General features: G+C 40.8%; 20 protein-coding genes. 12 read left to right on the top strand and 8 right to left on the bottom strand.

Annotated features, from left to right (window positions below; translation table 11 throughout):
* Positions 1-6: 6 nt before the first annotated feature.
* The 3 genes from KQP93_RS20005 (at position 7) to KQP93_RS19995 (ending at position 5,287) form a co-directional block, all read left to right on the top strand.
* Positions 7-3,138, top strand: a complete 3,132-nt coding sequence (locus KQP93_RS20005) for an efflux RND transporter permease subunit (protein WP_217876905.1) — start codon at positions 7-9, stop codon at positions 3,136-3,138.
* Positions 3,138-4,541 carry an efflux transporter outer membrane subunit gene (locus KQP93_RS20000; RefSeq protein ID WP_217876904.1) on the top strand — a complete coding sequence of 468 codons (1,404 nt, stop codon included), beginning with the start codon at positions 3,138-3,140 and terminating at the stop codon, positions 4,539-4,541. The genes KQP93_RS20005 and KQP93_RS20000 overlap by 1 nt, the downstream gene beginning before the upstream one ends.
* 128 nt (positions 4,542-4,669) lie before the next feature.
* A complete protein-coding gene (locus KQP93_RS19995; RefSeq protein ID WP_217876903.1) occupies positions 4,670-5,287 on the top strand; it encodes a TetR/AcrR family transcriptional regulator in 618 nt (205 codons plus the stop codon).
* Positions 5,288-5,295: 8 nt separating this feature from the next.
* Here KQP93_RS19995 and KQP93_RS19990 read toward each other — a convergent pair whose 3' ends face one another.
* Both KQP93_RS19990 and KQP93_RS19985 read right to left on the bottom strand, forming a co-directional pair.
* Complete coding sequence (locus tag KQP93_RS19990; RefSeq protein ID WP_217876902.1) at positions 5,296-6,393, bottom strand: HupE/UreJ family protein; 1,098 nt, start codon at positions 6,391-6,393, stop codon at positions 5,296-5,298.
* 179 nt (positions 6,394-6,572) lie between these two features.
* The gene (locus KQP93_RS19985) at positions 6,573-7,262 is read right to left on the bottom strand and encodes an anti-sigma factor (RefSeq protein WP_217876901.1); all 690 of its coding nucleotides are present in this window, start codon (positions 7,260-7,262) and stop codon (positions 6,573-6,575) included.
* A 304-nt stretch (positions 7,263-7,566) separates the two neighbouring features.
* Here KQP93_RS19985 and KQP93_RS19980 point away from each other — a divergent pair, with 304 nt between their 5' ends.
* Positions 7,567-9,189 carry a diacylglycerol kinase family protein gene (locus KQP93_RS19980; protein ID WP_217876900.1) on the top strand — a complete coding sequence of 541 codons (1,623 nt, stop codon included), beginning with the start codon at positions 7,567-7,569 and terminating at the stop codon, positions 9,187-9,189.
* Positions 9,190-9,193: 4 nt separating this feature from the next.
* On the opposite strand, the gene KQP93_RS19975 is transcribed toward KQP93_RS19980, so the two are convergent.
* Positions 9,194-9,460, bottom strand: coding sequence for a VF530 family DNA-binding protein (locus KQP93_RS19975; protein ID WP_130167521.1), 267 nt, complete (start codon positions 9,458-9,460; stop codon positions 9,194-9,196).
* A gap of 56 nt (positions 9,461-9,516) precedes the next feature.
* Positions 9,517-9,816, bottom strand: a complete 300-nt coding sequence (locus KQP93_RS19970) for a DUF1496 domain-containing protein (protein ID WP_217876899.1) — start codon at positions 9,814-9,816, stop codon at positions 9,517-9,519.
* 77 nt (positions 9,817-9,893) lie between these two features.
* Between KQP93_RS19970 and KQP93_RS19965 the strand changes: the two genes are divergently transcribed.
* Positions 9,894-10,124, top strand: a complete 231-nt coding sequence (locus tag KQP93_RS19965) for a TIGR02647 family protein (RefSeq protein ID WP_217876898.1) — start codon at positions 9,894-9,896, stop codon at positions 10,122-10,124.
* A gap of 53 nt (positions 10,125-10,177) precedes the next feature.
* On the opposite strand, the gene maiA is transcribed toward KQP93_RS19965, so the two are convergent.
* Complete coding sequence (gene maiA, locus KQP93_RS19960) at positions 10,178-10,807, bottom strand: maleylacetoacetate isomerase (protein WP_217876897.1); 630 nt, start codon at positions 10,805-10,807, stop codon at positions 10,178-10,180.
* Complete coding sequence (gene hmgA, locus KQP93_RS19955; protein WP_217876896.1) at positions 10,807-12,111, bottom strand: homogentisate 1,2-dioxygenase; 1,305 nt, start codon at positions 12,109-12,111, stop codon at positions 10,807-10,809. Before hmgA ends, maiA begins: the two co-directional genes overlap by 1 nt.
* A gap of 103 nt (positions 12,112-12,214) precedes the next feature.
* Between hmgA and KQP93_RS19950 the strand changes: the two genes are divergently transcribed.
* The 5 genes from KQP93_RS19950 to KQP93_RS19930 all read left to right on the top strand — a co-directional run bounded on the left by KQP93_RS19950 (position 12,215) and on the right by KQP93_RS19930 (position 17,139).
* Positions 12,215-12,670 carry a MarR family winged helix-turn-helix transcriptional regulator gene (locus KQP93_RS19950; RefSeq protein ID WP_254907760.1) on the top strand — a complete coding sequence of 152 codons (456 nt, stop codon included), beginning with the start codon at positions 12,215-12,217 and terminating at the stop codon, positions 12,668-12,670.
* A gap of 95 nt (positions 12,671-12,765) precedes the next feature.
* On the top strand, positions 12,766-13,578 hold the full coding sequence (locus KQP93_RS19945) for a hypothetical protein (RefSeq protein WP_062565497.1): 813 nt from the start codon (positions 12,766-12,768) through the stop codon (positions 13,576-13,578).
* Positions 13,578-14,618, top strand: coding sequence for an extracellular solute-binding protein (locus tag KQP93_RS19940; protein WP_217876895.1), 1,041 nt, complete (start codon positions 13,578-13,580; stop codon positions 14,616-14,618). The genes KQP93_RS19945 and KQP93_RS19940 overlap by 1 nt, the downstream gene beginning before the upstream one ends.
* Positions 14,618-16,117, top strand: a complete 1,500-nt coding sequence (locus tag KQP93_RS19935) for an ABC transporter permease (RefSeq protein WP_217876894.1) — start codon at positions 14,618-14,620, stop codon at positions 16,115-16,117. The genes KQP93_RS19940 and KQP93_RS19935 overlap by 1 nt, the downstream gene beginning before the upstream one ends.
* 11 nt (positions 16,118-16,128) lie before the next feature.
* Positions 16,129-17,139: an ABC transporter ATP-binding protein gene (locus KQP93_RS19930; protein ID WP_217876893.1), complete on the top strand. Its 1,011-nt coding sequence runs from the start codon at positions 16,129-16,131 to the stop codon at positions 17,137-17,139.
* 415 nt (positions 17,140-17,554) lie between these two features.
* On the opposite strand, the gene KQP93_RS19925 is transcribed toward KQP93_RS19930, so the two are convergent.
* Together KQP93_RS19925 and KQP93_RS19920 are read right to left on the bottom strand one after the other, a co-directional pair.
* Entirely contained in the window at positions 17,555-20,674 is a 3,120-nt protein-coding gene (locus KQP93_RS19925) for a TonB-dependent receptor (RefSeq protein WP_217876892.1), read from the bottom strand.
* Positions 20,675-20,708: 34 nt separating this feature from the next.
* Positions 20,709-21,572, bottom strand: coding sequence for a S1/P1 nuclease (locus KQP93_RS19920; protein WP_217876891.1), 864 nt, complete (start codon positions 21,570-21,572; stop codon positions 20,709-20,711).
* A 219-nt stretch (positions 21,573-21,791) separates the two neighbouring features.
* Between KQP93_RS19920 and KQP93_RS19915 the strand changes: the two genes are divergently transcribed.
* Positions 21,792-22,694 (top strand): hypothetical protein, encoded by a 903-nt coding sequence (locus KQP93_RS19915; RefSeq protein ID WP_217876890.1) that lies wholly within the window; start codon positions 21,792-21,794, stop codon positions 22,692-22,694.
* Complete coding sequence (locus tag KQP93_RS19910) at positions 22,681-23,628, top strand: hypothetical protein (protein ID WP_254907759.1); 948 nt, start codon at positions 22,681-22,683, stop codon at positions 23,626-23,628. Before KQP93_RS19915 ends, KQP93_RS19910 begins: the two co-directional genes overlap by 14 nt.
* Position 23,629 lies beyond the last annotated feature (1 nt).

The raw sequence follows: 23,629 nt of genomic DNA, 5'->3' as shown, positions 1-23,629 counted from the left end.
AACTTAATGTCACGATTTTTTATTGATCGGCCCATATTTGCGTGGGTGCTTGCTATCGTTGTTATGCTGGCAGGTATCTTAGCAATTAGAAGTTTGCCGGTTGCGCAGTATCCATCAATTGCACCACCTGCAATTAGTATTCAAGCCACATACCCTGGTGCGTCGGCCCGTACTCTAGAAGATACGGTTACACAGGTTATTGAACAAAAAATGAAAGGGCTCGATGGCTTGCTTTACATGTCGTCAACCTCTGAGTCTAACGGCTCTGCGACGTTAACCTTAACCTTTAGTGCTGATACAGACCCTGATATCGCACAGGTTCAAGTACAAAACAAATTGTCGCTTGCAACACCGTTATTACCAGAAGAAGTACAACGTCAAGGTGTGTCGGTTGCAAAATCTGCTCGTAACTTCTTAATGGTTGTAGGCTTTGTATCTGAAGACGGCAGTATGAACAACATCGATATCGGTGATTATGTTTCATCAAACGTGCTTGATATTATTTCGCGTGTAAACGGTGTAGGTGAAGTACAGCTGTTTGGTTCTCAATATGCAATGCGTATTTGGTTAGATCCAGCTAAATTACTTAAGTACTCATTAACTCCTGCTGATATTAGCGCTGCAATCAGTGCCCAAAATGCACAGGTGTCGGCAGGTCAACTTGGTGCCTTGCCAGCGGTTAGTGGCCAGCAACTTAATGCAACAGTGACTGCGCAAAGTCGCTTACAAACACCTGAGCAATTTAGAAATATCTTTGTAAAAACCAATGCTGATGGTTCAGTTGTTCGTTTAAGTGACGTTGCTGATGTTGAATTAGGTGGTGAAAACTACGGTGTTGTTGCGCGTTTTAACGGCAAACCGGCATCAGGTTTAGGTGTTAAGCTTGCCAGTGGTGCTAATGCACTTGATACAGCAGATGGCGTAAAAGCCGCTCTTGCTGAACTTGAGCCTTTCTTCCCTGAAGGTTTAACAACGGTTGTTCCTTACGATACGACACCATTTGTATCACTTTCAATTGAAAAAGTTGTCAGTACTCTAATCGAAGCTGTTGTGCTGGTGTTCTTGGTAATGTACTTATTCTTACAGAACTTCAGAGCAACACTTATTCCGACCATTGCAGTACCCGTTGTATTGCTAGGTACGTTTGCCATCTTGCAAGTGTTTGGCTTCTCAATTAATACCTTGACCATGTTTGCGATGGTACTTGCTATTGGTCTACTGGTAGATGATGCAATCGTCGTCGTTGAAAACGTGGAACGTGTAATGACCGAAGAGAACTTATCTCCTCTTGAAGCAACACGCAAATCAATGGATGAAATCAAAGGTGCCCTTGTTGGTATTGCGATGGTGCTCTCGGCAGTATTCGTGCCTATGGCGTTCTTCCCAGGCTCAACAGGGGTTATTTATCGTCAGTTCTCAATCACCTTGGTAACGGCAATGAGTTTATCAGTGCTTGTTGCATTGATTTTAACGCCAGCTTTGTGTGCGACAATGCTAAAACCAAGTCATGTTCATAATGATAAGTCTTTATTTGGTCGTTTCTTCCTTGGCTTTAACCGTGGTTTTGACAGAACAAACTCGGGTACACAAGGTTTTGTGTCTCGTATGATCAAACACAGTAAACGCTATTTACTTATTTACGGTCTAATCGTGGGTGGCATGGTGTTTATTTTCTCACAATTACCATCGGCATTCTTACCAGATGAAGACCAAGGTATTTTGTTTAACCAAGTAAGCTTACCTGCCGGTGCAACAACTGAGCAAACTTTAAAAGTTGTTGAAAAGATGGAACATCACTTCTTAGAAGAACAATCAGAAGCGGTTAAGTCTATCTTTACGGTAACAGGTTTCAGCTTTGCAGGTTCTGGTCAAAATGCGGCAATCGGCTTTGTGGGTTTAAAACACTGGGATGAGCGTCAGCGTCCTGATTTAACCGTCGGTGCGGTTGCGGGTAAAGCCATGGGATACTTCTCAACGATTAAAGAAGCGTTCGTGTTTGCCTTCCCACCTCCTGCGGTTGTTGAGCTTGGTACTGCAAACGGTTTCACTTTGTTCTTACAAGATAGGGTTGGTCTCGGTCACGAAAAGCTACTTGAAGCACGTAACATGTTTTTAGGTATGGCTGCACAAAACCCTGTGTTATCGGGTGTGCGTCCAAATGGTCAAGAAGATAAACCAGAGCTAGAGCTTGATATTGATTTAGCGAAAGCTGAAGCATTAGGTCTTACACAAGCAGATATTAATAATACGTTATCAACGGCTTGGGGTAGTCGCTATGTAAATGACTTTATTGACCGTGGTCGTGTGAAAAAAGTGTACTTACAAGGTACGCCTGAATCACGCATGGTGCCAGAAGACTTAGACGAGTGGTATGTACGTAACGCCAATGGTGACATGGTGCCATTTACAGCCTTTGCTCATTCTTATTGGACTTATGGCTCACCACGTCTTGAGCGTTATAACGGCTTTTCAGCGATGGAAATCCAAGGTGCTGCTGCACCAGGCTACAGTACTGGTCAAGCGATGGTTGAAGTTGAGAAAATGGTTAAGAAATTACCACCGGGTGTATCGTTCGAATGGACAGGTATTTCTTATGAAGAACGTTTAAGTGGTGGTCAAGCGCCATTACTTTATGCACTTTCATTGTTGGTTGTATTCCTATGTTTAGCGGCGTTATATGAGAGCTGGTCAGTTCCTGCGGCGGTTATGCTCATTGTACCGCTTGGGGTATTTGGTGCGTCGATTGCGTCATTTGTATTTAATTTATCAAACGATATTTATCTACAAGTGGGTCTACTAACCACCATAGGTCTGGCATCAAAAAATGCCATCTTAATTGTAGAGTTTGCTATTCATAAAATGGATGAAGGTATGAAACTTGTCGATGCCGCAGTAGCAGCTATTCGTCTACGTTTACGTCCAATCTTTATGACATCAATGGCATTTGTGTGTGGTGTACTACCGCTAGCAATTGCATCAAGTGCTGGTTCAGGTGCACAAAACGCACTCGGTATTGCTGTTATTGGCGGTACACTTGCGTCATCGACCATTGTGGTAATATTTGTGCCACTGTTCTTTGTACTAGTGCGCCGAGTATTCCCAGGCAAAACAAAATCAACTAAAGAGGAGCAGGCATAATGAAAGCTAAACTTATCTCAGTGTCTGTTGCTGCACTTATGCTATCTGCCTGTAATATGGCGCCAGATATGGAGCAACGTGAATTACCCGTTGCTCAAAACTATGATATCCAAGGTACTGCAGGTGATATCAATGCGCTCAATTGGCAGTCATTTTTCAGTAATGCGCAACTTCAACAGTTGATTTCGCTAACACTTGAAAACAACAAAGACATTAAAACTGCTGCACTCAATGTGCAGCAGGTAAGAGCAATGTATCAGATTGAAGATTCAGCACTTTACCCAAGCATTGATCTCAATGCATCAGGTACCCGTCAGCGTCTGCCGGCAGATTTATCTGGTACTGGTCAAGCAACTATCTCTGAAAACTATTCAGCAACTGTAGGCTTAACCGCTTACGAAATTGATCTTTGGGGCAAAGTACGTAACCAATCAGAGCAAGCTCTGCAAAACCTATATTCGGCCGAATATAGTTTAACCAGTGTACGCATTAGTTTGATATCAGAATTAGTGAATGCTTGGCTTAACTATGCGACGGATAAAGAGCTATTGGCACTTGCAAACGAGACTTTAAAGTCTCAGCAGGAGTCTTTAGAGCTAACCCGTAAAACATTTGCTCTAGGTGCTGCTTCTCAGTTAACGCTATCGCAACTTGAAAGTACAGTAGCAACCGCTAAGGTCGATATTGCAAACTATCAGCGTTTACTAAAGCGTGATAAAAATGCCCTCGACTTTTTAGTGGGTAAAACCGTCACTGCGGATTTATTACCAACACAAAATATTGACGATGTGCTGAGCTTACCTGATGTGCCAGTAGGGTTACCGTCTGAGCTATTGACTCAGCGACCTGATATCAAAGCGGCTGAGCATGATTTACAGGCAGCCAATGCAAACATTGGTGTGGCAAAAGCGGCATTCTATCCAAGCATCAGTTTAACCGCGAATGCGGGTTCAGCTTCTGCAGACTTGAGTAATCTTTTTGATTCAGGTTCAGGTACTTGGAGCTTTGTGCCTTCGGTAAACTTGCCTATTTTTAATATGGGTCGTAATCAAGCTAATCTCGATGTTGCAAAAGCACAGCAAGAAATGGCAATAACCAGTTACGAGCAAACTATTCAACAGGCATTCAAAGAAGTCTCTGATGCCCTTGCTGATCGTGAAGGTTATATGCATCAGCTAGATGCCCTTAATGACTTGTACCAAAGTAATGAGCTATCTTTTACTTTATCGGATGCGCGTTTTCAAAAGGGCGCCGATAGTTACTTGCAAGTATTGGATGCACAACGAAATTGGTACAGTGCAGGACAACAGTTAATTTTGGGTAAGCAAGCGTATCTGGCAAGCCAAATTAATTTGTATAAAGCACTGGGCGGCGGCTGGAATGCACAAAAAGCTGTGCAATAAATCAGCAAAAGCATAATTTATTTAAGGTTTTGCAGGTTCTTAGTTGTTTTGACTCTCCTCAAAGATTAAGATCCTGTAAACCTTGTTTAAATTAAAGTTAACTCTAGTCAGTAAAGCTTGGAGAAACCATGACGCAAAAAACGAAAAGACACAATGATCCTGCGCTTGCTGAGGCAAGACGTAATCAAGTGCTTTGTGCCGCAGCGGATTGTTTTCGACGTAAGGGTTATCATGGCGCGGGAATGGCCGAAATTTCTAAAACCGCGGGTATGAGTGCTGGTCATATCTACAATTACTTCGCCAGTAAAGAGGCGATTATAGAATCGATTGTTGAACGTGATATGGAAGAAATGTTCTCAATCTTTAAAGAGTTTGCTGATAAACCCGGCGATCGTGTCACTGTATTGCTTGATGGTCTAGGCAGAGGCGTTGAGCGCCATACCGATTTGAATCAAGGTGCGCTTGATTTAGAAATGCTCGCCGAAGCTGCTCGTAATGAAAAAGTGGCTAACTTATTACGAGAGTCAGATAGCCACGCTCGTGATTCTATGCGTGATTTATTAGTGGGTGAAAGAGGGCCATTACAAGGCACTGCACTTGAAGAAGTGAATGCCCGTATTGAAGTGATGTTCTCTGTAATGGGTGGCCTGTTACTGCGTAAAATGCTCAACCCAGATTTAGATATTCATGAGTTACTTAAAGCGCTACGCCCAACAATGAAAACCTTGTTGTTACCCTTTGAATAAAGCGCTTATTAAAAGCGCTCTATAGACCATTGGATTGCCATAATGGCAATTAGCACTGAGCCTGCTGGCATAATAGCTTTTTTGTACCAGGAGTTATTTCTAAGTAGCATTAGCAGTGGTAAACAGATTGCTAAAATAACCAGTTGACCAATCTCAACCCCTAAATTAAACGCTAAAATACTCATTAGCTTGTATTCATTTGATAAACCAAGCTCACCTAAAACACTCGCAAACCCCATACCGTGTAATAGACCAAAACAGAATGTGATCCAGCCTAAACGCACAATCATTGGCCAAATATTATTTATTGCAGCAAATAATACAGAAAGCGCGATACCTAATTCTACCCATTGGGTGTTTGGCGATATGATATTCATAGCAGTCGCTGTTAGCGTTATTGAGTGAGCAAGTGTAAAAGCGGTGATGATCCAAGCTGTATCAATTAGAATTTGTTTTTTAGACTCGACAGGTTTCCACTCGCCTTGCTTGCGAACTAACACACAGCCTAGTAACAGTGCGATTAAGAACAAGATATGATCTGTACCCATCCAAATATGTAATATGCCTTGATGTACATATTCAATAAACGTTGTGGTGAAGCTTTGCTCATCAAAGTTTATAACTTGTTTTGGCGTATTTTGTTCAAATACGCGGCTTGATTTAGCAATGGCAGCAATTACTTGATGATGCTCATCTATATCAAACAGGGCAGTGTAATTAACCGTTATAGAACTATCAGATGGACAATCAACTTGTAGTGGCACATGGATATACGACTGATTAAAGTGGTTATCTATACTGAGTGCACCATCAAACGTGACCTTGCAGCTTTGACTTTGTTGTATCACATTAAAATGGCTATTTAGATAGTCTAATACTGCTTGCTGCTGTGATGTAATTTCATGCCATGTAATTACATTATCCTGATTTTTATCGAAGTTGAGCGCTTTATCGAGATCATTCACCGAGGCTTGCCAAGAGCCTACTAGTGATAGCTTATTGCTCGTTTGTTGTTCTAAATTAAGATAAGCGGTGCTTTGCTGGTGGGCGTGACAGATAGAGCTAAAAATTAATAGAAATAGCGTAAACAACAACGACTTTTTCATTTTTATTCCTAAGATAATACAAGGAGACGAGTCTAATACTCGAATTACCGCCTATTTTTTAAAGCGGATATAAAAAGAGGCTGTCACTATAGCAATTACAAAGGTTTATCGACTAGGTCGTTTATCTTAGAAATACAGGCTTTGCTCGTATTTATAAATTGTTTCTACGCTTTGAAAGATTAGTTAGCATCGAGTACGGCTGTATAAATAATTTCACTTGGGCTACCTGATTGTGATCCGCCAATTGGCTCACGGCTTATTGCAAGTAAAGTGATATTTTGTGGTTTAAATAATGCGTTTCGGGCAATTTCTTTGCTATCTGTTTTTGGCAATAAAGCAATAGGGATGGCGCTCGGGTAGCCTTTTAAACGGATCCACAACTGGTAGTCATAATCAGTTTGTAAACTCATGCCATTAGCAGCTTTAAGTAAAATACTGTGATCGCTTATTTCTAAATTCCAAACTGGATTATTTGCTGTGTCATAAAACGTTACCGAGTGAGAGATTTTATCACTAAACGACTCTTGCGGTTGCCAAGTAATTAATATCAACACAATACAGACCGCTGTTGCAATAGCAGCCCAAGCCTTAAATATTCCAAAGTTAGGGCCTTTTGCTTTCTTCTGTGTTGGTAAAAAAAGTGGGTCAATCCGTTTTGTTATTTTATCCCAAACTTGCTGATCAGGTGGGTTAGATTCAATCGCGTCTTCTAGGTTTTTTATGTATCTTTGCCATAATGAGGTTGCGTATCGGGCTCGAGGAGAGGTGCGCATTAAGCGGCTAAATCTATCTCGGGCATGGCCATGTAAAGTGCCTAAAACATATTCTGCTGCAAGTAAATTAAGTAGCGTTTGGTCATCGTATTTCATAACGAATTAGGCTCGGGTTGATTTAAATTTTTGATGAAAGCTCTACTAAAAACCTGTCATTATTAGGCATGGCTTTTAACTTAGACTAGCAGGGAAAGAGTACTTGGCAAATCTATCCAATTGGTTCTATGTAAATTATTGTAAGTTATTCATAAAATTGTGAAAAAATGTCCTAAACTAAAATAGTAAGCTTTTTTATAAATGCTAAGTTACTGATTTTAAATAGCCAGTAGGGGTAATTTAACAGCTTTTACTGGAGTGAAACTTGCAACGTAGTATGCAATTAGAATAACAAGGAGTGATTATGTGGGCAGCATTTAGTTACTTAGCTTTAGCGATTGTATTTATAATTGCGGCTATTCGGGTAGAAACTGTTTACTTTGCGCTGTTTTTTTATTGGACGGCTTTGTCGTTGCTATTGGTGAGTGGCGCATACTTTTTTAATATCGCACGTATTTTCAGAAAACGTGAAAATGGCGTTATTCCTATCTATATTCGTTGGGCTTTTATTCCATTTTTATTGGGTGCACAACTTTACAATGCTTGGTCGAGAAAACACGACAAAGTGCCGCCATTACAACAAATTAATGAGCATTTATTTTTAGCCTGTCGTTTATTTCCTTCAGATATAGAGACCATGAAAGAAATGGGTATTACAGCTATTTTAGATGTAACTTGTGAGTTTGATGGCCTTGAATGGTCTTCTACGCAAGAGAATATTCGTTATTTAAATATCCCTGTACTTGATCATAGCGTGCCAACACGCGCGCAATTACACCAAGCGATTAATTGGATTGACCATCAAGTAAAAGCAGATAGACGTGTCGTAGTACATTGCGCCTTAGGGCGTGGTCGCTCAGTATTTGTAATGGCAGCTTACTTACTTAGCCAAAATAAAGATGCCGATGTTCACCAAGTACTCGCACAAATTAAAGAGACACGAGAAACTGCAAATTTAAACAAGCGCCAGCTACGTCATCTTGTGCGTCGCCATCGTAGAGGTGACTTGTTAATCAAAAATAAAGCTGTGCTCATTGCTAACCCTGTTTCTGGAACAAAACTGTGGGAAGCTAAACGTAAGCAAATTACCTCTCGTTTGTCTGAGTATTACGATTTAACTGTTTACACCACTTCAGAACAGGTAAATGGTACTGAGTTGGCCAAAGAAGCACTTGAATTGAACCCTGATGTAGTCATAGCCTGTGGTGGCGATGGCACAGTAACAGAGGTTGCAAGTGTACTTGTAAATACAGAGTGTAAACTGGGTATTATTCCTTTAGGTACTGCCAATGCGCTCGCTCATGTGTTGATGGGTATACAATCGAAGCTTATTCCGGTAGAGCAGGCGTGTGAGCTGATAATTGAAGGGCAGGCGAGTCGGATAGATACCGCTGTGTGTAACGGCGAGCGTATGTTATTACTTGCAGGAATTGGTTTTGAACAAAAGATGATTGAAAAAGCCCATCGTGATGCTAAAAATGAGTCTGGGCAATTAGCTTATTTACAAGGATTTTGGCAAGCATTAGGTGAGCATGAAGCGCAAGACTATGTTGTTACTCTTGATAATAACGATGAGCAAACAATCAATACCACCAGTTTAATCATCGCCAACGCAGCGCCTTTTACTACCTTACTTGCTCAATCTGCAGGTCAGCCAGATCATCAAGATGGTTTACTTGATGTAAATTGGTTAACCCCTAGTGCTGATTCAAAAGCGAGTACCTTAAGTATTGCTGTGTTAGTGTTCTCAAGCATTACACAAACTAGTTTTGCCATTAACAGTCACCACACAAATGCTAAACGAGTGACAGTAAGCGCAGAAAACGGTTTGAGCTATGTTATTGATGGTGAAGTGAAAACTGCAGATAAACTAGAGGTGGAGATATCACCGAAATCGCTTTCGGTGATTGTAGCAGCTGAAGATTAAGTGGTTACTTTTTAATACTTTTCCATTGGAAAGTGCCATCATCAGCTTGGTCATTATTGATAAAGGTATCAATATATAACTGCTCTACTTTTTCTCGTGCCCAAGGGGTCTTTCGTAAAAATTTAAGACTCGACTTTACACTTGGGTCATTCTGAAAGCAGCGTACATCTACGTGCGCTGCCATACCTTCCCAACCAAGTTTTTCTTCAAGTTTAGTAACGATGTCGGCTAATTTAACGCCATGTAACGGATTATTTGGTTGATTGTCCATGATAAATCTTAGGTTATTTGCAACCGCGCAATAGTACCCTATCTGTTTGTTTTAAGCTAATTGACGTGAATCGTTTTCGCTTGTTTTGGGTAAATAATCTCGCCATTGGCATTTAGTCTGAGCCACGCCAAATCACTGTTTGAAAAATTAGGCTGTTTGGCGCTGCAAATTAAAGTCATCTCGCCAACGACAATATAGGCACCTTCGGTATAGCGTTTATTTTCATACCAACACACTTTTTGATTGTTTAATGCCTCTTGACCATCAAGCACGATTAGTGGTTTTTCGTTTGCTTGTGCTTGATCTACAAACCCTAAAGTAAACAAAGTACTTAACAGTAAAATTTTCTTTAACAAAATACGCCTCCCGTTGGGCAGATTTGTATAACTACACTAAGCTTATGACAAGGAATAAATAATAAAAAGGTGAACACATGCAATTTGATAAAAATATGATCGACGAACTAACCTTGCTTGCGAAATTTCCTCGTAACTCTCAAATGCAGGGAATTAAAATTCACTCCGATGCCGAAAACTCAATTAGAGATGCAGCAAAACGTCTTTATGATAAAGGTATTACAGATAGTCCTGATGGGGGCTACTTAACCGACTTAGGGCTCGATTTAATTAACCATGTGAGTGTAATTAACTCAGCACTTAGATAACAAATTAAAAAGGCCCGAAGTATTCGGGCCTTTTTAACTCCAAATTTTAAAGCTTAAATTGCATCTGGCTGATTTTGTGGTGCAGCATCTATAAAGGCATCAAGCTTATTACATTGCTCATAAACAGCAGCAATTTTAGGGTACTTGGTCATATCAACTTTAAAACGCAAGGCATTAAATACTTGCGGCACTAAGCACACATCAGCAAGCGTTGGTTTGTTGCCCACACAAAAAGTGTTCGCTTCATCAAGTAGCTTTTCGATACTCTCAAAGCCAACTTCTACCCAATGCTTATACCAGGTCGTTTTTGCTTCTTCATCAACACCAAGATCGTTAGCCAAGTACTTTAATACACGCAAATTATCGATAGGGTGGATATCGCACGCTACGGCATAACATAAATTGCGGATCTGAGCTTTTTGCCATGCATCACCAGTTAATAGAGGCGTTTCTGGGTGAGTTTCTTCTAGCCACTCTAAAATAGCCAGCGATTGCGCAAGTACACCTTGCTCATTTTCAAGTGCAGGCAATAACCCTTGTGGGTTTTTAGCTAGGTACTCGTCGCTTTGTTGTTCTGATTTTAATAAATTAACCGTCACCAACTCGTGATCAATGTTCTTTAAATTAAGCGCAATGCGAACTCGGTATGCAGCTGATGAACGAAAATAGCTATAAAGTTTCATTATACGTCCTGTTTACCTGTGAAATGTTTTTTAATAGTGCGCCAACAGTCTGTGTAATTAGGCTGACGCTCTTTACCTTCAAGGGCATATTTAGTTGGTGAAATAACGTAACGTGATTCGAACATAAATGCCAAGGTATTTTCGTAGCGTTGTGGTTCAAGTTCAGCATTTGATGCTTTTTCGAATACATCGGCTTCTGGACCATGTGGTGACATACAATTATGTAAGCTAGAACCACCAGGTACAAAGCCATGTTCTTTGGCATCGTATACACCTTCGATTAGGCCCATAAACTCACTCATAATATTACGGTGGTAATAAGGTGGGCGGAATGTGTTCTCAGCCACCATCCAACGTGGAGGGAAGATAGCAAAATCGATATTAGCGACACCTTCTGTACCCGATGGTGATGTTAATACAGTAAAGATTGATGGATCAGGGTGGTCGTAACTTACTGTATTCATAACATTGAATCGAGCAAGGTCATACTTGTAAGGTGCACTGTTACCCGTCCAAGCAACCACATCTAATGGCGAGTGGCCAATATCACAACGGAACATATTGCCATTGAATTTAGCAACGAGTTCAAAATCACCTTCAACATCTTCAAAAGCCGCTACAGGGTAGTGGAAGTCACGGTCATTAGCATAACCATTGGCACCCACTGGGCCGCGCTCTGGTAAAATATAGGCATGGCCATAGTTTTCACAAATATAACCACGCGCTGTATCGGTGAGCAAATCAACTGCGAACTTAATACCACGGGGAATTACGGCAATTTCGCCTGCACGAATGGTTAGTTGTCCGCACTCGGTTCTAAGTAATAGCTCACCTTGTTGCGGCACAAATAACATTTCACCATCAGCATTATAAAAGTAACGGTGTTGCATTGATTTATTAGCGACATAAATATGAATACCAATACCTGTTTGCGCATTGGCACTACCGTTGGCAGCCATAGTGACTAAACCATCTATAAAATCAGTTGGCTGTGCTGGAATTTCGATTGGATCCCAACGTAGCATTGTCGGTGGTGTTGGCACTTCTGTAATAGGAGCGGTGCAAATAAGGCCATTATCAATTGGCGTGTAATCACCTTGTATTACTGACGGGCGAATACGGTAAAACCAAGTACGACGGTTATCAGCACGGGGCGCTGTAAATGCCGTTGTGCTGAACTGCTCAGCATATAAATCATATTTAACTTTTTGCGGGCTGAATTGACCGATAGGTAGTGCGCCGGGTAATGCTTCGGTTTCAAATTCATTACCAAAGCCAGTCATATATTGTAATTCGTTATTCATCACTAGACTCCTGAAAGGTTTTAGGTAAGATACTCTCATGTGAGACTAAATTCAAACTACACTGAATTTACTTGTGTAAATATTTTTTGACAGTAGTGCAGCTATGACGACAGACAAACAAATAACGCTCGATTTAAAACAATTCTTACCTTATTCACTAGCCAATATTGCAATGCAAATGAGCGAACAGTTTAGTGAGCTATATCAACAGCAGTTCGATTTAACCGTGCCACAATGGCGGATAATTGCGAATTTAGCGCAATATGGTGAGCGCACTGCCAAAGAATTATGTGATATGGCACAAATGGATAAATCAACGGTGTCTCGTGCAGTAAAGTCGCTATTGACCAGAAACCTTATAACAGCCAAAGAAAACCCTAAGGATAAACGCGCAAGTTTATTATCGCTTTCCGTTGAGGGGAGCCGTTTGCATGAGCAAATTGTGCCAATAGCAAATGAGTGGCAAGCAGGTTTAGTGAGTGACTTAGATAGCCAAGAACTTAAACAATTTATGAACACACTTAGTAAGCTTTCCAATCACTTAAATAAAAATGTGTAATTCTGTAATCAAGGCTTTATAGCAATTGATTTAGACAATCGATACGTATATGATAATGGCTATCATTTACAATTAGAAACTTGGATGTCCCCCCTATGAAATTAGCGTTAAACACCGTTAAAACACTAGGCCTTAGCCTAGTATTAGCATCTACTTTTATTGCCCAACCTGTATTGGCAAATGGACCAATTGGTGAGCACGTTAATCATCTAAAAGAAAATTTAAAAGATTACTCAGAAGACGTTGAGTGGATGATCGGTAAAGTTGACACCATGGTTACCGATTATGAAACAAAAGGCGCAAAAGCAGTTAAAAGTGATGATTTAATTGAATACTGGGAATCAGTAAAGTTTCACAGTGCGATTGAAACGAATTATGTACCGGTTTATGCATCAATCTGGCAAGGCATTTATGGTATCAAAATGGCCATTGATGACAAAAAGCCAGCAAGCGAAGTACGTGAGCACCAAAAGGCCTTAAATGCTGCCTTGTGGCAGGGTCTTGGAGCTGTTAAACTTGCTGCCGACTTTCAGCAAAAAGGCTTATTAAAAGCTGTAAAAGCAACTGCTTCTGAAACAATGACGCAAAGCGCTACTATCGATGAGATCAAACATAAATTAGACCGTGTTGTTGCAAAATACGCAGAACGTTTAAGCGATGAAGCAACCCAAATTGTACACGATACTTACCTTCACTTATTCGAAGGTGTTGAAGGTACACTTATCGAAAAAGATGCGAAGTTAGTAGAAGTTCTCGAAAAAGATTTTAACGTAACCCTGCCTAAAGCTATTTCTGATAAAGGGTCTGTTGACCAAGTACGTGCAGTGGTTGTTGATATGCAAGAAAAACTAGATCGCGCTAAGGTGTTACTAGAAGAAGCCGAAAAAGCACGTAAGGATGTATTTTAGTGAAGCGTAGGACCTTTATTCAAGGCCTGGCTGCGTTTGGGGTAGTGGGCGCAATGCCGCTACCTCTTTCTCGTGCCTTTGCAGCCTCTGCTGCAAGCCCAATTTCAGTGAAAGACTTACCCGCCCTAGAGGGTGACCTAACCTTATATTTAGGCCGTGGTGAAGGTGGTTTGTACGAAAACGTACTGCAATCAATCCAAAAGAAAAACCCAAAACTTAATTTATCAATTCGCCGTGGCCCAACTGCTGCACTTGCCAACATGATTGTGGCTGAAGCGAAAGCGGGTGTTAAACGTGCTGATTTATTTTGGGCCGTTGACTCAGGTGCGATTGGCTTAGTAACAGACGCAGGTTTAGCTAAACCGCTACCAAGTGACTTAGAAGCGCAATTACAACCTCAGTTCCGTTATCCGGGCTGGGCACCAGTGACAGGTCGTATTCGCACACTACCTTACAACACTAAGCGCCTAACCAAAGATCAGATCCCAGATAGCATAATGGCCATTGCTGATAGCGATTTATCAATTGGTTGGGCACCTGCTTATGCTTCTTTCCAATCATTTGTCACGGCAATGCGTATTCTTGAAGGTGAAGATAAAACGGCTAAATGGCTTAAGAAAGTTCAAAAACGTTCGAAAACCTATGCCGGCGAGCTTGGCGTAGTGATGGCCGTTGAACGTGGTGAAGTGGATATTGGTTTTGCAAACCATTATTACACGTTACGTCTTAAGTCAGGTAAACCAGATGCAAACCTTGATCTTGCTTTTACCAATCAAGATGCTGGTTGTTTAGTTAATGCATCAGGTGTGTTATCGCTGACAGACAACCCGAACGCAATGAACTTTATGCGCTACTTACTAAGTTCAGAAGTACAAAGTTACTTAGCGCGTGAAGCCTATGAAATTCCATTGATCCAAGGTATTGAGCAGCCAGCTGGATTACCAGCGTTAACGGATGTTTCGCCGCCCAAAATCGATTTAACTCAATTGGCAGATTTAAGGCCAACACTCGACCTTATGCGCAGTAGCGGTGTTTTATAATGCGCATACCTGCTTCTTATCCCATGGCGCTGCTTGCAGCGCTTTTGGCGTTAGTGCCAGTTTATATTCTGATCACTTTAGCCAGTGATGCGACGGCTGTTTTTGATAGTCACAATTTAAAAATTCTTGGTAACACTTTATCACTTATGGTGTTAACTGTTTTAGGCTCTATTTTAATTGGCGTGCCTCTTGCGTTTATTAGTGCTTATGTTCAACTTCCTTTTAAAAAGCTTTGGCTTGTTTTGTTTGCAGCTCCACTTGCTATTCCAAGTTATATTGGCGCGTTTACTTTATATGCAGCATTTGGCCCCGGTGGTGAGATAAATCAGCTGCTCGGCTTTGAAACGCCCCCTATGTATGGCTTAACTGGCGCCGCTATTGTGATGACACTATACACGTTTCCTTTTGTTATGCTTACAACGCGTTCGTCTTTACTTAGCTTAGATGCCAGCATGGTAAATGCGGCCCGCACTTTAGGTATGTCGATGCCAATGAGTGTGTTTAAAGTCATATTACCGCGTGTAATAAACGGTATAGCAGCGGGCTCATTACTGGTTGCGCTTTATACTCTATCCGATTTTGGTACACCAGCAATGATGCGCTTAGATACCTTTACTCGAGTAATCTATGTTGAATATAACGCCTTTGGTTTAAGTCGTGCAGCGATGTTATCGCTACAATTAATGGTGATAGTAGGCTTTTTACTGTTCATCGAATCACAAATTAAAACGGCTTCTGAGCGCCACGGTAGACCGCTAATGTTATTCCCATCGAACAGCCAGAAATTAGTAATGCTGGTGACTTTTCTACCTGTTTTATTATTGGCTATTTGTTTACCATTAGCCATTTTTACCCTTTGGCTTGCCCGTGATGGTGTTGCTGATTTTGATTTCAGCATTGCGTGGAACTCAGCTTATGCATCTGGCATTGCGGCTATTGTCGCTGTTGTGGTTGCTGTGCCTGTAGCTCATGCTGCCTTAAGTGGTAAAGTAGGGCGCATTATGGAACGGGTTACTTATTTCGGATTTGGTATTCCAGGTATCGTAATGGGTACTGCACTTGTTTATGGTGGCCTGCAATTACCGCTTTTATACCAAACTCTGGCATTATTAGTGATAGCCTACGTGCTACGTTTTTTACCGTTGGCAGTTGGCTCTGTGCGAACCAGCACAGAACACTTAGATTCGAGTTTAATCAAATCGGCACGCGTATTAGGCGCCAGCCCTCGTGAAGCATTTATGCGTATTACCTTACCTTTAACACTACGCGGTATCATTGCTGGTGCAGCCTTGGTATTTTTAGAATCAATGCGAGAGCTTGAAGCGACCTTATTACTTGGCCCAACAGGCTTTGAAACACTATCAACCTATTTATGGCGTGTTTATGAAGCAGGTTATTTCGGTCGCGCTGCCATTCCTGGGCTCTTGTTAGTAGTGATATCAGCATGTGGCTTAGCTATAATGCTCTCTGGTGAAAAGCGCAGTCAATTAGAACATTAAGGATCAGTTTAATGCTATCAGTTAGTAAGCTGTCTATCGATTATGGTAGCAATCGTGTGGTAAGTGAACTCAACTTATCACTTGGGGAAAGTGAGATCCTCATGCTAGTTGGTCCAACTGGCTGTGGTAAAAGTACAATTTTACAAGCGTTAGCTGGGCTTATTCCTATCAGCGAAGGCGAAATTAATTTAGGCTCATGGCGTGCTACCCCAAAGTTAAAAGTCCCACCAGAAAAACGTAAAGTGGGTATGGTATTTCAAGACTTTGCGTTATTCCCGCATTTAACAGTGCAGCAAAATATTTGCTTTAGATTAACCGATACCTCAAAAGCTGATCATTGGATTAAGTTACTGGGCCTTGAAGCATTTCGTGATAAAAAGCCAGCTACCTTATCGGGTGGTCAAAAGCAGCGTGTAGCCCTTGCCCGTACACTTGCTCACGAACCAGACTTTGTATTGCTTGACGAGCCGTTATCAAACTTAGATGCCGCTTTAAAAGATACCCTTCGTTGGGATATTCGTAATGCATTAAAAGATGCAGGTGTTCCTGCTATTTGGGTAACCCATGACCAAGAAGAAGCCTTATCTGTCGGTGACCGTGTTGGCGTACTTAAAGAAGGCATTATTCAGCAAATCGATAGCCCTGAACGCTGCTTTAGCTTACCAAGTAATCGTTTTGTAGCGCGCTTCTTAGGTGAAGCAAGTTTCATTGCCGGTAATTGTGAAGGTGATATTGCCACCACTGATTTAGGTAATGCACCAGCTATTAGGGTTGATCATGATACTGCGAAGGTTGATGTATTACTTCGCCCAGATGATGTTCACCTTATTCAAAATGCAGCTACTAGCAATGGTAAAGTGACATGGGTTCGTTACGAAGGTGGCAGCCGTTTATGCGCTGTGAAACTGGCATGCGATACTGTGGTGACAAGCCGAGTAAGCCATGAAGTGATGGTACGCCCTGGTGATGCAGTGCATGTTTCTATCAATACAACACATCCACTTGCGGTTTACGCAGCTTAAATAAAAATATCTGTGCAGGTCTAAATGGCCTGCATTTTCATATCAATGTAGGTCGGGCTTTAGCCCATCATCATTCAAGTTTTAAGATTTGTCGCCATAAATGACGACTTAAATAACAATCTTAGATCGAGTTAAACATCAGCCCTCAGGCATCAGACGCGATGTAAAATCGTTGCGACCTATAAATGCATTAATTTCTTACTTCAAGCTTTACTCTCGTATCTCGTAACTACAAACATTCCCGGCTAAAGCCAGTCCTACGAAAGAATAGTCGCTAGGTTCTGGGCTCTAGGACGCGACATAAAATCGCTTCTACCTTGCAACTCGCTAACTTTACTCTTACTAACTTTCCACCAAACGTAAAAAGCCCGCCAGTAGGGGCGGGCTTTTGTTTTATAACAAGGTTAACTCGTTATTAGAATGTGTAACGTACACCTACACGCATTTCCCAAACTGATGCGCCGCTTTGAGTTGCAGTTTTACCATTGTTAGGGCTGAAGTCAGAGTATACATAACGACCTTGGTCATCGATTGATGTTTTGATCATACGGTTACCAACGAAGTTACCTTTCTTAAGCACGCCCCAGTCATCATTTAACATGTTTGTTAAGTTATCGATAACGAAGAATACTTCACCTTTGTGACCAGGCATGAAACCAGGTAACTCTTGAGTCATCTTGAAATTAACTTTAGTGAACCAATCAGCATTTTGGCTGTTACGACCAACGATTTCGCCGCGTTCAAGGCCTTGAGCAGAAATCCACTCGTTAAATTCATTAACTTCATCAGCAGTCATGTCGTAAACAACGTTAGGGTCATTAACTTCAGGGATATACATTAGCTGACGGCTACGGTTTGAGTTGCTATCGCCCCAAACACTATCACTACCGTTATATGTATAGCTGTAAGGAAGACCTTTGTACGTTTCGCTGAATAGGTTGAAACGTGTGTTGTAACCATCGAACAACTCAGTTGTGTAACCTAATGTCATAGTAAAGCGATGCGGGATCTCGTAATCAGATGTGTGTGCACCTGGGTTAGTCGGATCGTAGGTCGCCATGTTACCGTAGTTTGAGCTTGCTACTGAGCTAGTCATAGGGTTAACGTCAGTCGAATCAGTGTAAGCGTAAGCAAGTTGTACGCTAATACCGTTATCAAAACGCTTGCTCATTGCAGCAGAAATGATGTGAGACTCACCGCTATTACCACTTACATTAGTCAGTAGTAAATCGCCGGTACGACGACCTTCTTTAGGTTCAAGAATTGGACGACCATCAAATGTAGTATTACCAGAATCTTGTAACGCGATGTCTTGTAAGATTGCAGCATCTTTACGTTTAGTGAATAAGTAATCTACTGAGAATACATATTCATCTTCAGTTGTGTATGTTGCACCTACTGAATATTTCCACTCTGACGGCATATCGAAGTCAGGGTCAACAGCATTTACTGATGAGTCACCCGCGCCAATTGTTGTATTAGCAACTTCATCAAACATATCTTGTGGCACTTCGTAACCTGGTGTACCACCATTCACTGTCGGTGTATTGAATAAATCAACATCTTCACGGTAAGTACCAATGTTTGTGATACCGTCGTTCGAGTATGAGTTAGATAACCATACGTTCGGGTTACCACCAGAGAATAAGCCAACACCTGCACGTACTTCTAATGCATCAGTTGCATACCATTCAAAACCAACACGTGGTTGAATTAAATCGATACCGTCGAATGTTGATTGGTTGCTGAAACCGTAGCGGTTAGTAAAGTTTTCGTTGTAGTTAGGAGCGTCGTCACTTGTGTATTTGTCGTAACGAAGACCAAATGTCAATGTCGCATCTAAATCTGTGAAGCTGTACTCATCTTGAACATAGAAAGTATGTTGAGCATATGAGAAGCTTGCAGCAGCATCAGTTGGATCGTTAGTACCAGCAGCATTGTTATAGTAAATACGTGCAGCTTGGCCAGCTTCAAAATCATCTACAGAATCAAAACGCCACTCACCTTGAGTGTGCTGTACGAATTGGTTAAATACGTCTAGCTTCTCGTACTCATAACCACCTGTGATCGTGTGTTGATCAAGATAGTATGTACCTGCAAGTTTTACAGTCGTTGTTTCGTAGTCTAGGTCATTTGATTGACGCGAGTCATCTGGACCGATATAAATAGTACCACCGCCTGCAGCATCAATTTGCATTTCACCAAAGCCGCTAGCTGCATCTAAAGATTGTACTGTTGCATCTAGCTCAGATTTACCAATACGAACTTCAGTAGAGAAGCTGTCTGACCAATCTGAGTAAAGTGAACCAATGATTGATGTAAATTCTGCACCTTGCTTGAAGAAGTGATTATCTAAAGCTACTGTATCGCTGTATGCATCTGATTGAGATAGCGTGAAAGCATCATTGTAGTTATAGATTAAGTTTGCACGGTGATCGTCATTGATGTTCCAATCAAGTTTAACTAAGATTTTTTCATCTTCAACTGGTGCGCTTGATGGCATGCCACCTGCGTCATAACCGTAAACATCTTGTGCGATTTGTTGTACACGAGAAACGTCTGCAGCTGAAACACTACCTGTATTTAAACCGCCGTACTCGTACTGTTTAACACCTTCAACTTTTTCATAAGATGTGAATAAGAAAAGGTTATCTTTAATTAGTGGTAAACCAACGTTGAAGCCGTAACGTTTTTCGGTGTAATCACCGTTGTCGTAGTCTTCACCTTCGATTTTGTCGCCTTTCATTGAATCATTTGTGTAATCGAAGAAAACACCACCGTGTACTTCGTTACCACCTGATTTAGTAACAGCGTTGATGTTACATGATGTGAAACCACCGTATTGAACATCAAATGGTGCTAGCTCAACCGCAACTTGCTCGATTGAATCGAAAGAGAAAGGAGCACCGATAGTTGGGTAACCATTTGAGCTTAAACCGAAGTTATCGTTCATACGAACGCCGTCAAGCGTTAAGCTGTTAAAACGTGGGTTACCACCACCACAGTTGATTGAACCGCGGCTATCATCGATAGTTACACGTGGGTCGATACGGATGATATCTTTTAAGTCACGGTTGATAGCTGGTTGGTTTTCTAAATCTTCAAGTGTGAACGTTGCAGCTGGGCCTGTACCACCAGACATACGGCTGATAGGACGACCAGTAACTACGATTTGTTCTACATCAGATTGTCTCTCTAACGTAACATTAACTGGGTAGTCAGCACCAACTTGTAGGTTGATGTTGTTGAATGTTTGATCTGCGAATACGTCAGAATCTACAACAACGCGGTAAGGACCACCTACACGTAGGCCTTTTGCTGTGAAGTAACCCGCATCGTTCGTTTCAGTTTCTTTAGTTGAACCTGAAGGTAAGTGAACGATAGTGATCTTAGTGCCTGCAGCAGGGTTGCCGCTAGGACCTTTGATTTGACCCTTGATAGCAGATGTTGTTTCATTTGCTAACGCTGCACCACTCACACCAACACATGCTGCAATAGCAAGTGATAGAGCTGTTTTGCGGAGTTGGATTTTCATTATGTTATTTCCCGTGTTAGAGGTTATGTTTCATTTATAGTTTGCTGTCAGTTGGCATCTTAAGTGCCTTTACTAACGGTTTTGCTGATTTATCAAATAGATTATTTAATAAACCTGCCAATCTTATCCCGCCTTGTTGTAGGCGCGTTTTAACAACTGGTAAGTTTTTATAGATATAACTATAACTTACGTTTGTTTCATTTTCTTTATACAGAGAGTTTGCAATATTATTTGATTCGATTAACCAATCGCTAGGTGAACTGGCAAGATAGTCCGTTATTAACGCTTGATTTTTTGTATTTATAAATTGCGCAAACTCAGTATAGGACAAATTTTCATTTTCAATGAGTTTTGTGTCCCATAGGCTATGTAAATTGGTATCTTGACCGAAGAATGTGACAGAAATATTGTTGCCACCACGATCTTCACCACGACCAGCATGAAAAGGTTGATGGCTATCGCCAACAAGGTGAACTAAAAAACGCAGTGCGAACTGTTTTTCACCTAGAGAAGCTTTTTGGTTTTGTAATACTGAGATTGAATATTCCATGCCTTCGAGGATATCTGACACGGTTTCTTTGTTATGGTGGGCATGTGAGTCGTAATGTGGTTTGGCATCGCCTTCTTTAAAATTAATGTAATGCCAGCGCGAAGACTTCTTTTGCCAGAATTTTTCTGGAGCAGAACGCATTTCATCAGCCCACGTTGCTACCTGTGGTAAAGAATCACCATCAAGTAAAGGAACTAATGCTTGCTTGGTGGTGTCTGTAATATGCTTAGATGCAATTTCACCGATAATACGGTGACCATTCTGACCCCATGCATTAGCTGGGTTACTTAACACCGCAGAAATAACTGGTGTCGATAACAGCAACATTTTTATTGTTTTTTGTAACATTGACTCAGTGTCCAAAAATGAATGTGCCCTGAAGCACGATTTCTTGATGCATATTTTCCTGAATTTAAAAGCAAATAGAAAGGACTCAATAAGATTCATAATTTCTTGTTCATATATGTTATTTATCAATAGCTTAAAATATTCAGGTAAAATTACTTGTTGTAATAAGTAAGAATAATTGTTCAAATAGAGACAACGGAGCGTTGTTGGCTATTAAAATTGAATTTAAGAACAATACTAATAAAAAAATCGTCGATTGTTACATTTTTGTTTCTAGCAGTTATTTTGTTTTTTTATATCGGAATTTTGCAGGGTAAACCAGCTGTATCTGATATCGATGCATTTATTGAAACGTCTTTCCAATGTGATACTAAATCAGAGGTTAACCTTAACGAGCTGGTGGTGTATTCATCTGGCAAAGTATTGGCTGAGGATGTCGCTAAAACCTTATGCGCTGATGACATCATTAGTAAACAATACGGCAAGGTCACCTCTTATTGGGGCTATAAAACTTCTGACACAATTGAGTTTTTAGGTAAAGGGATTGCAGATTTGATCCTGGCTAAAGAAAACTTGATTAATGCCTTTATGGCCGAGTCAACCTATAACTACCAAGCAGTTGTTGGCTTTCCTGACTACACTGCTTATTTAATTTCTAGTAAAGAAAAGCCACGCATTGAAAAAAGCTACTTTTTAGATAAACGTATTGGTTTGCTTGATTACCCAACGAGCCGCTCTGGACACATTCTCCCTAAACAATTATTTAAAAAATTAGATATCAACCTAGAAAACCTAAATATCACTTACGCAAGTTCGCATACTGAATTAAGAGAGCTGCTTGCAAGTGGTAAGGTCGATTTAATTTCTTCTTATTGGCAAGACAGCGACCAGCAACGTTTTTCTAAAAACTACATTACGCCTATACGCGACAATATAAGTGGTAGCCGTTGGTATTTAAAAATGCAGGATGAAAACACCGACCTTTTATGTGCAGTTCAAGCGCAGTTAACCCAATTGGCACACAATCAAAATTCTCACTACTTTAATCATGTTGAGTCTTTTTGGGAATGTGACTCAAACCAGCAAACAATGAAAGTAGGGGATAGCAATGCTGCCAATTAGAATTAAGTTTGCTTATGGTGGAGTATTTTTAAGCTGTTGCTTGGTATTATTTGCCACCTTTATTACAGCAAAAGCTTATAAGACAACAAATAATGATGCACTGACACTAGCAAAAGTTGAAAACCGTATTGCCCTTGACTTAAACCATTTAAATTTACCTGATGATTTTTTAAAGCATTCAGGCAGTAAAGAGATGGTACTCAATTATATCGCGCGTCTTAATGCTCAGTTAGCAGACTCTGGCGTGATGGTTTACTCCATTGAGGGTATCTCTGATTATCCTGCCCGTGCAGATTTAATCACTAAGCAATTACATGCACCACAAAAATCATTAACGGTTAGCTTTGTTGTTGCATCTTCTTTATTTGCTAAAGATGATATCGCTGTGTTTATTTTGGTGTGTTTATTTGCAGCTGCATTTACTTACTTATTATTTATAAGTGAGCGTACTAAAATCCAAATTGCTAAACACGAACCTGAAATTGCAGTTCAGGCAGAAGAAAAGCCTAAATTGATAGTCGATCTTCAAAATAAAACTTTGGCTGCTAGCTGTGCTGTTGATAAAACAGTGGCGCTTGCTAATAAACCGCTGTGCTTTTACCTTGCATTGGTTGAGTTTTGTATTGAACATCCGGATGTAGTGCTTAATCAAAATAAAGATGTACCAGAAGAATTACTGACTTTAGCAAACAAGTATTTTTACCGGTTAGTAGAGCTTGGTCACACAATACGTAAGCGCCCAAACTTTACCAATAGTTTAGAAAAAACATTAAGTGAAATTCGGGCTGCCCTTGATGAAGTCTGGCAAGACCAGCTTGAGATAAAAGAAACCTATTATCCACCTAAGGCCCATGGTGAAGGCTCCCGTTCGCGATTACATCATTACGGATTGAAAGCGATTGAGATTGCCGATATTGAAGTCATTGGGAAGTAAT

Source organism: Pseudoalteromonas shioyasakiensis, assembly GCF_019134595.1.
Lineage (GTDB): Bacteria > Pseudomonadota > Gammaproteobacteria > Enterobacterales > Alteromonadaceae > Pseudoalteromonas > Pseudoalteromonas shioyasakiensis_A.
Note: the sequence above shows the minus strand (reverse complement) of the source record. Positions and strands in the feature narration are given on the sequence as shown.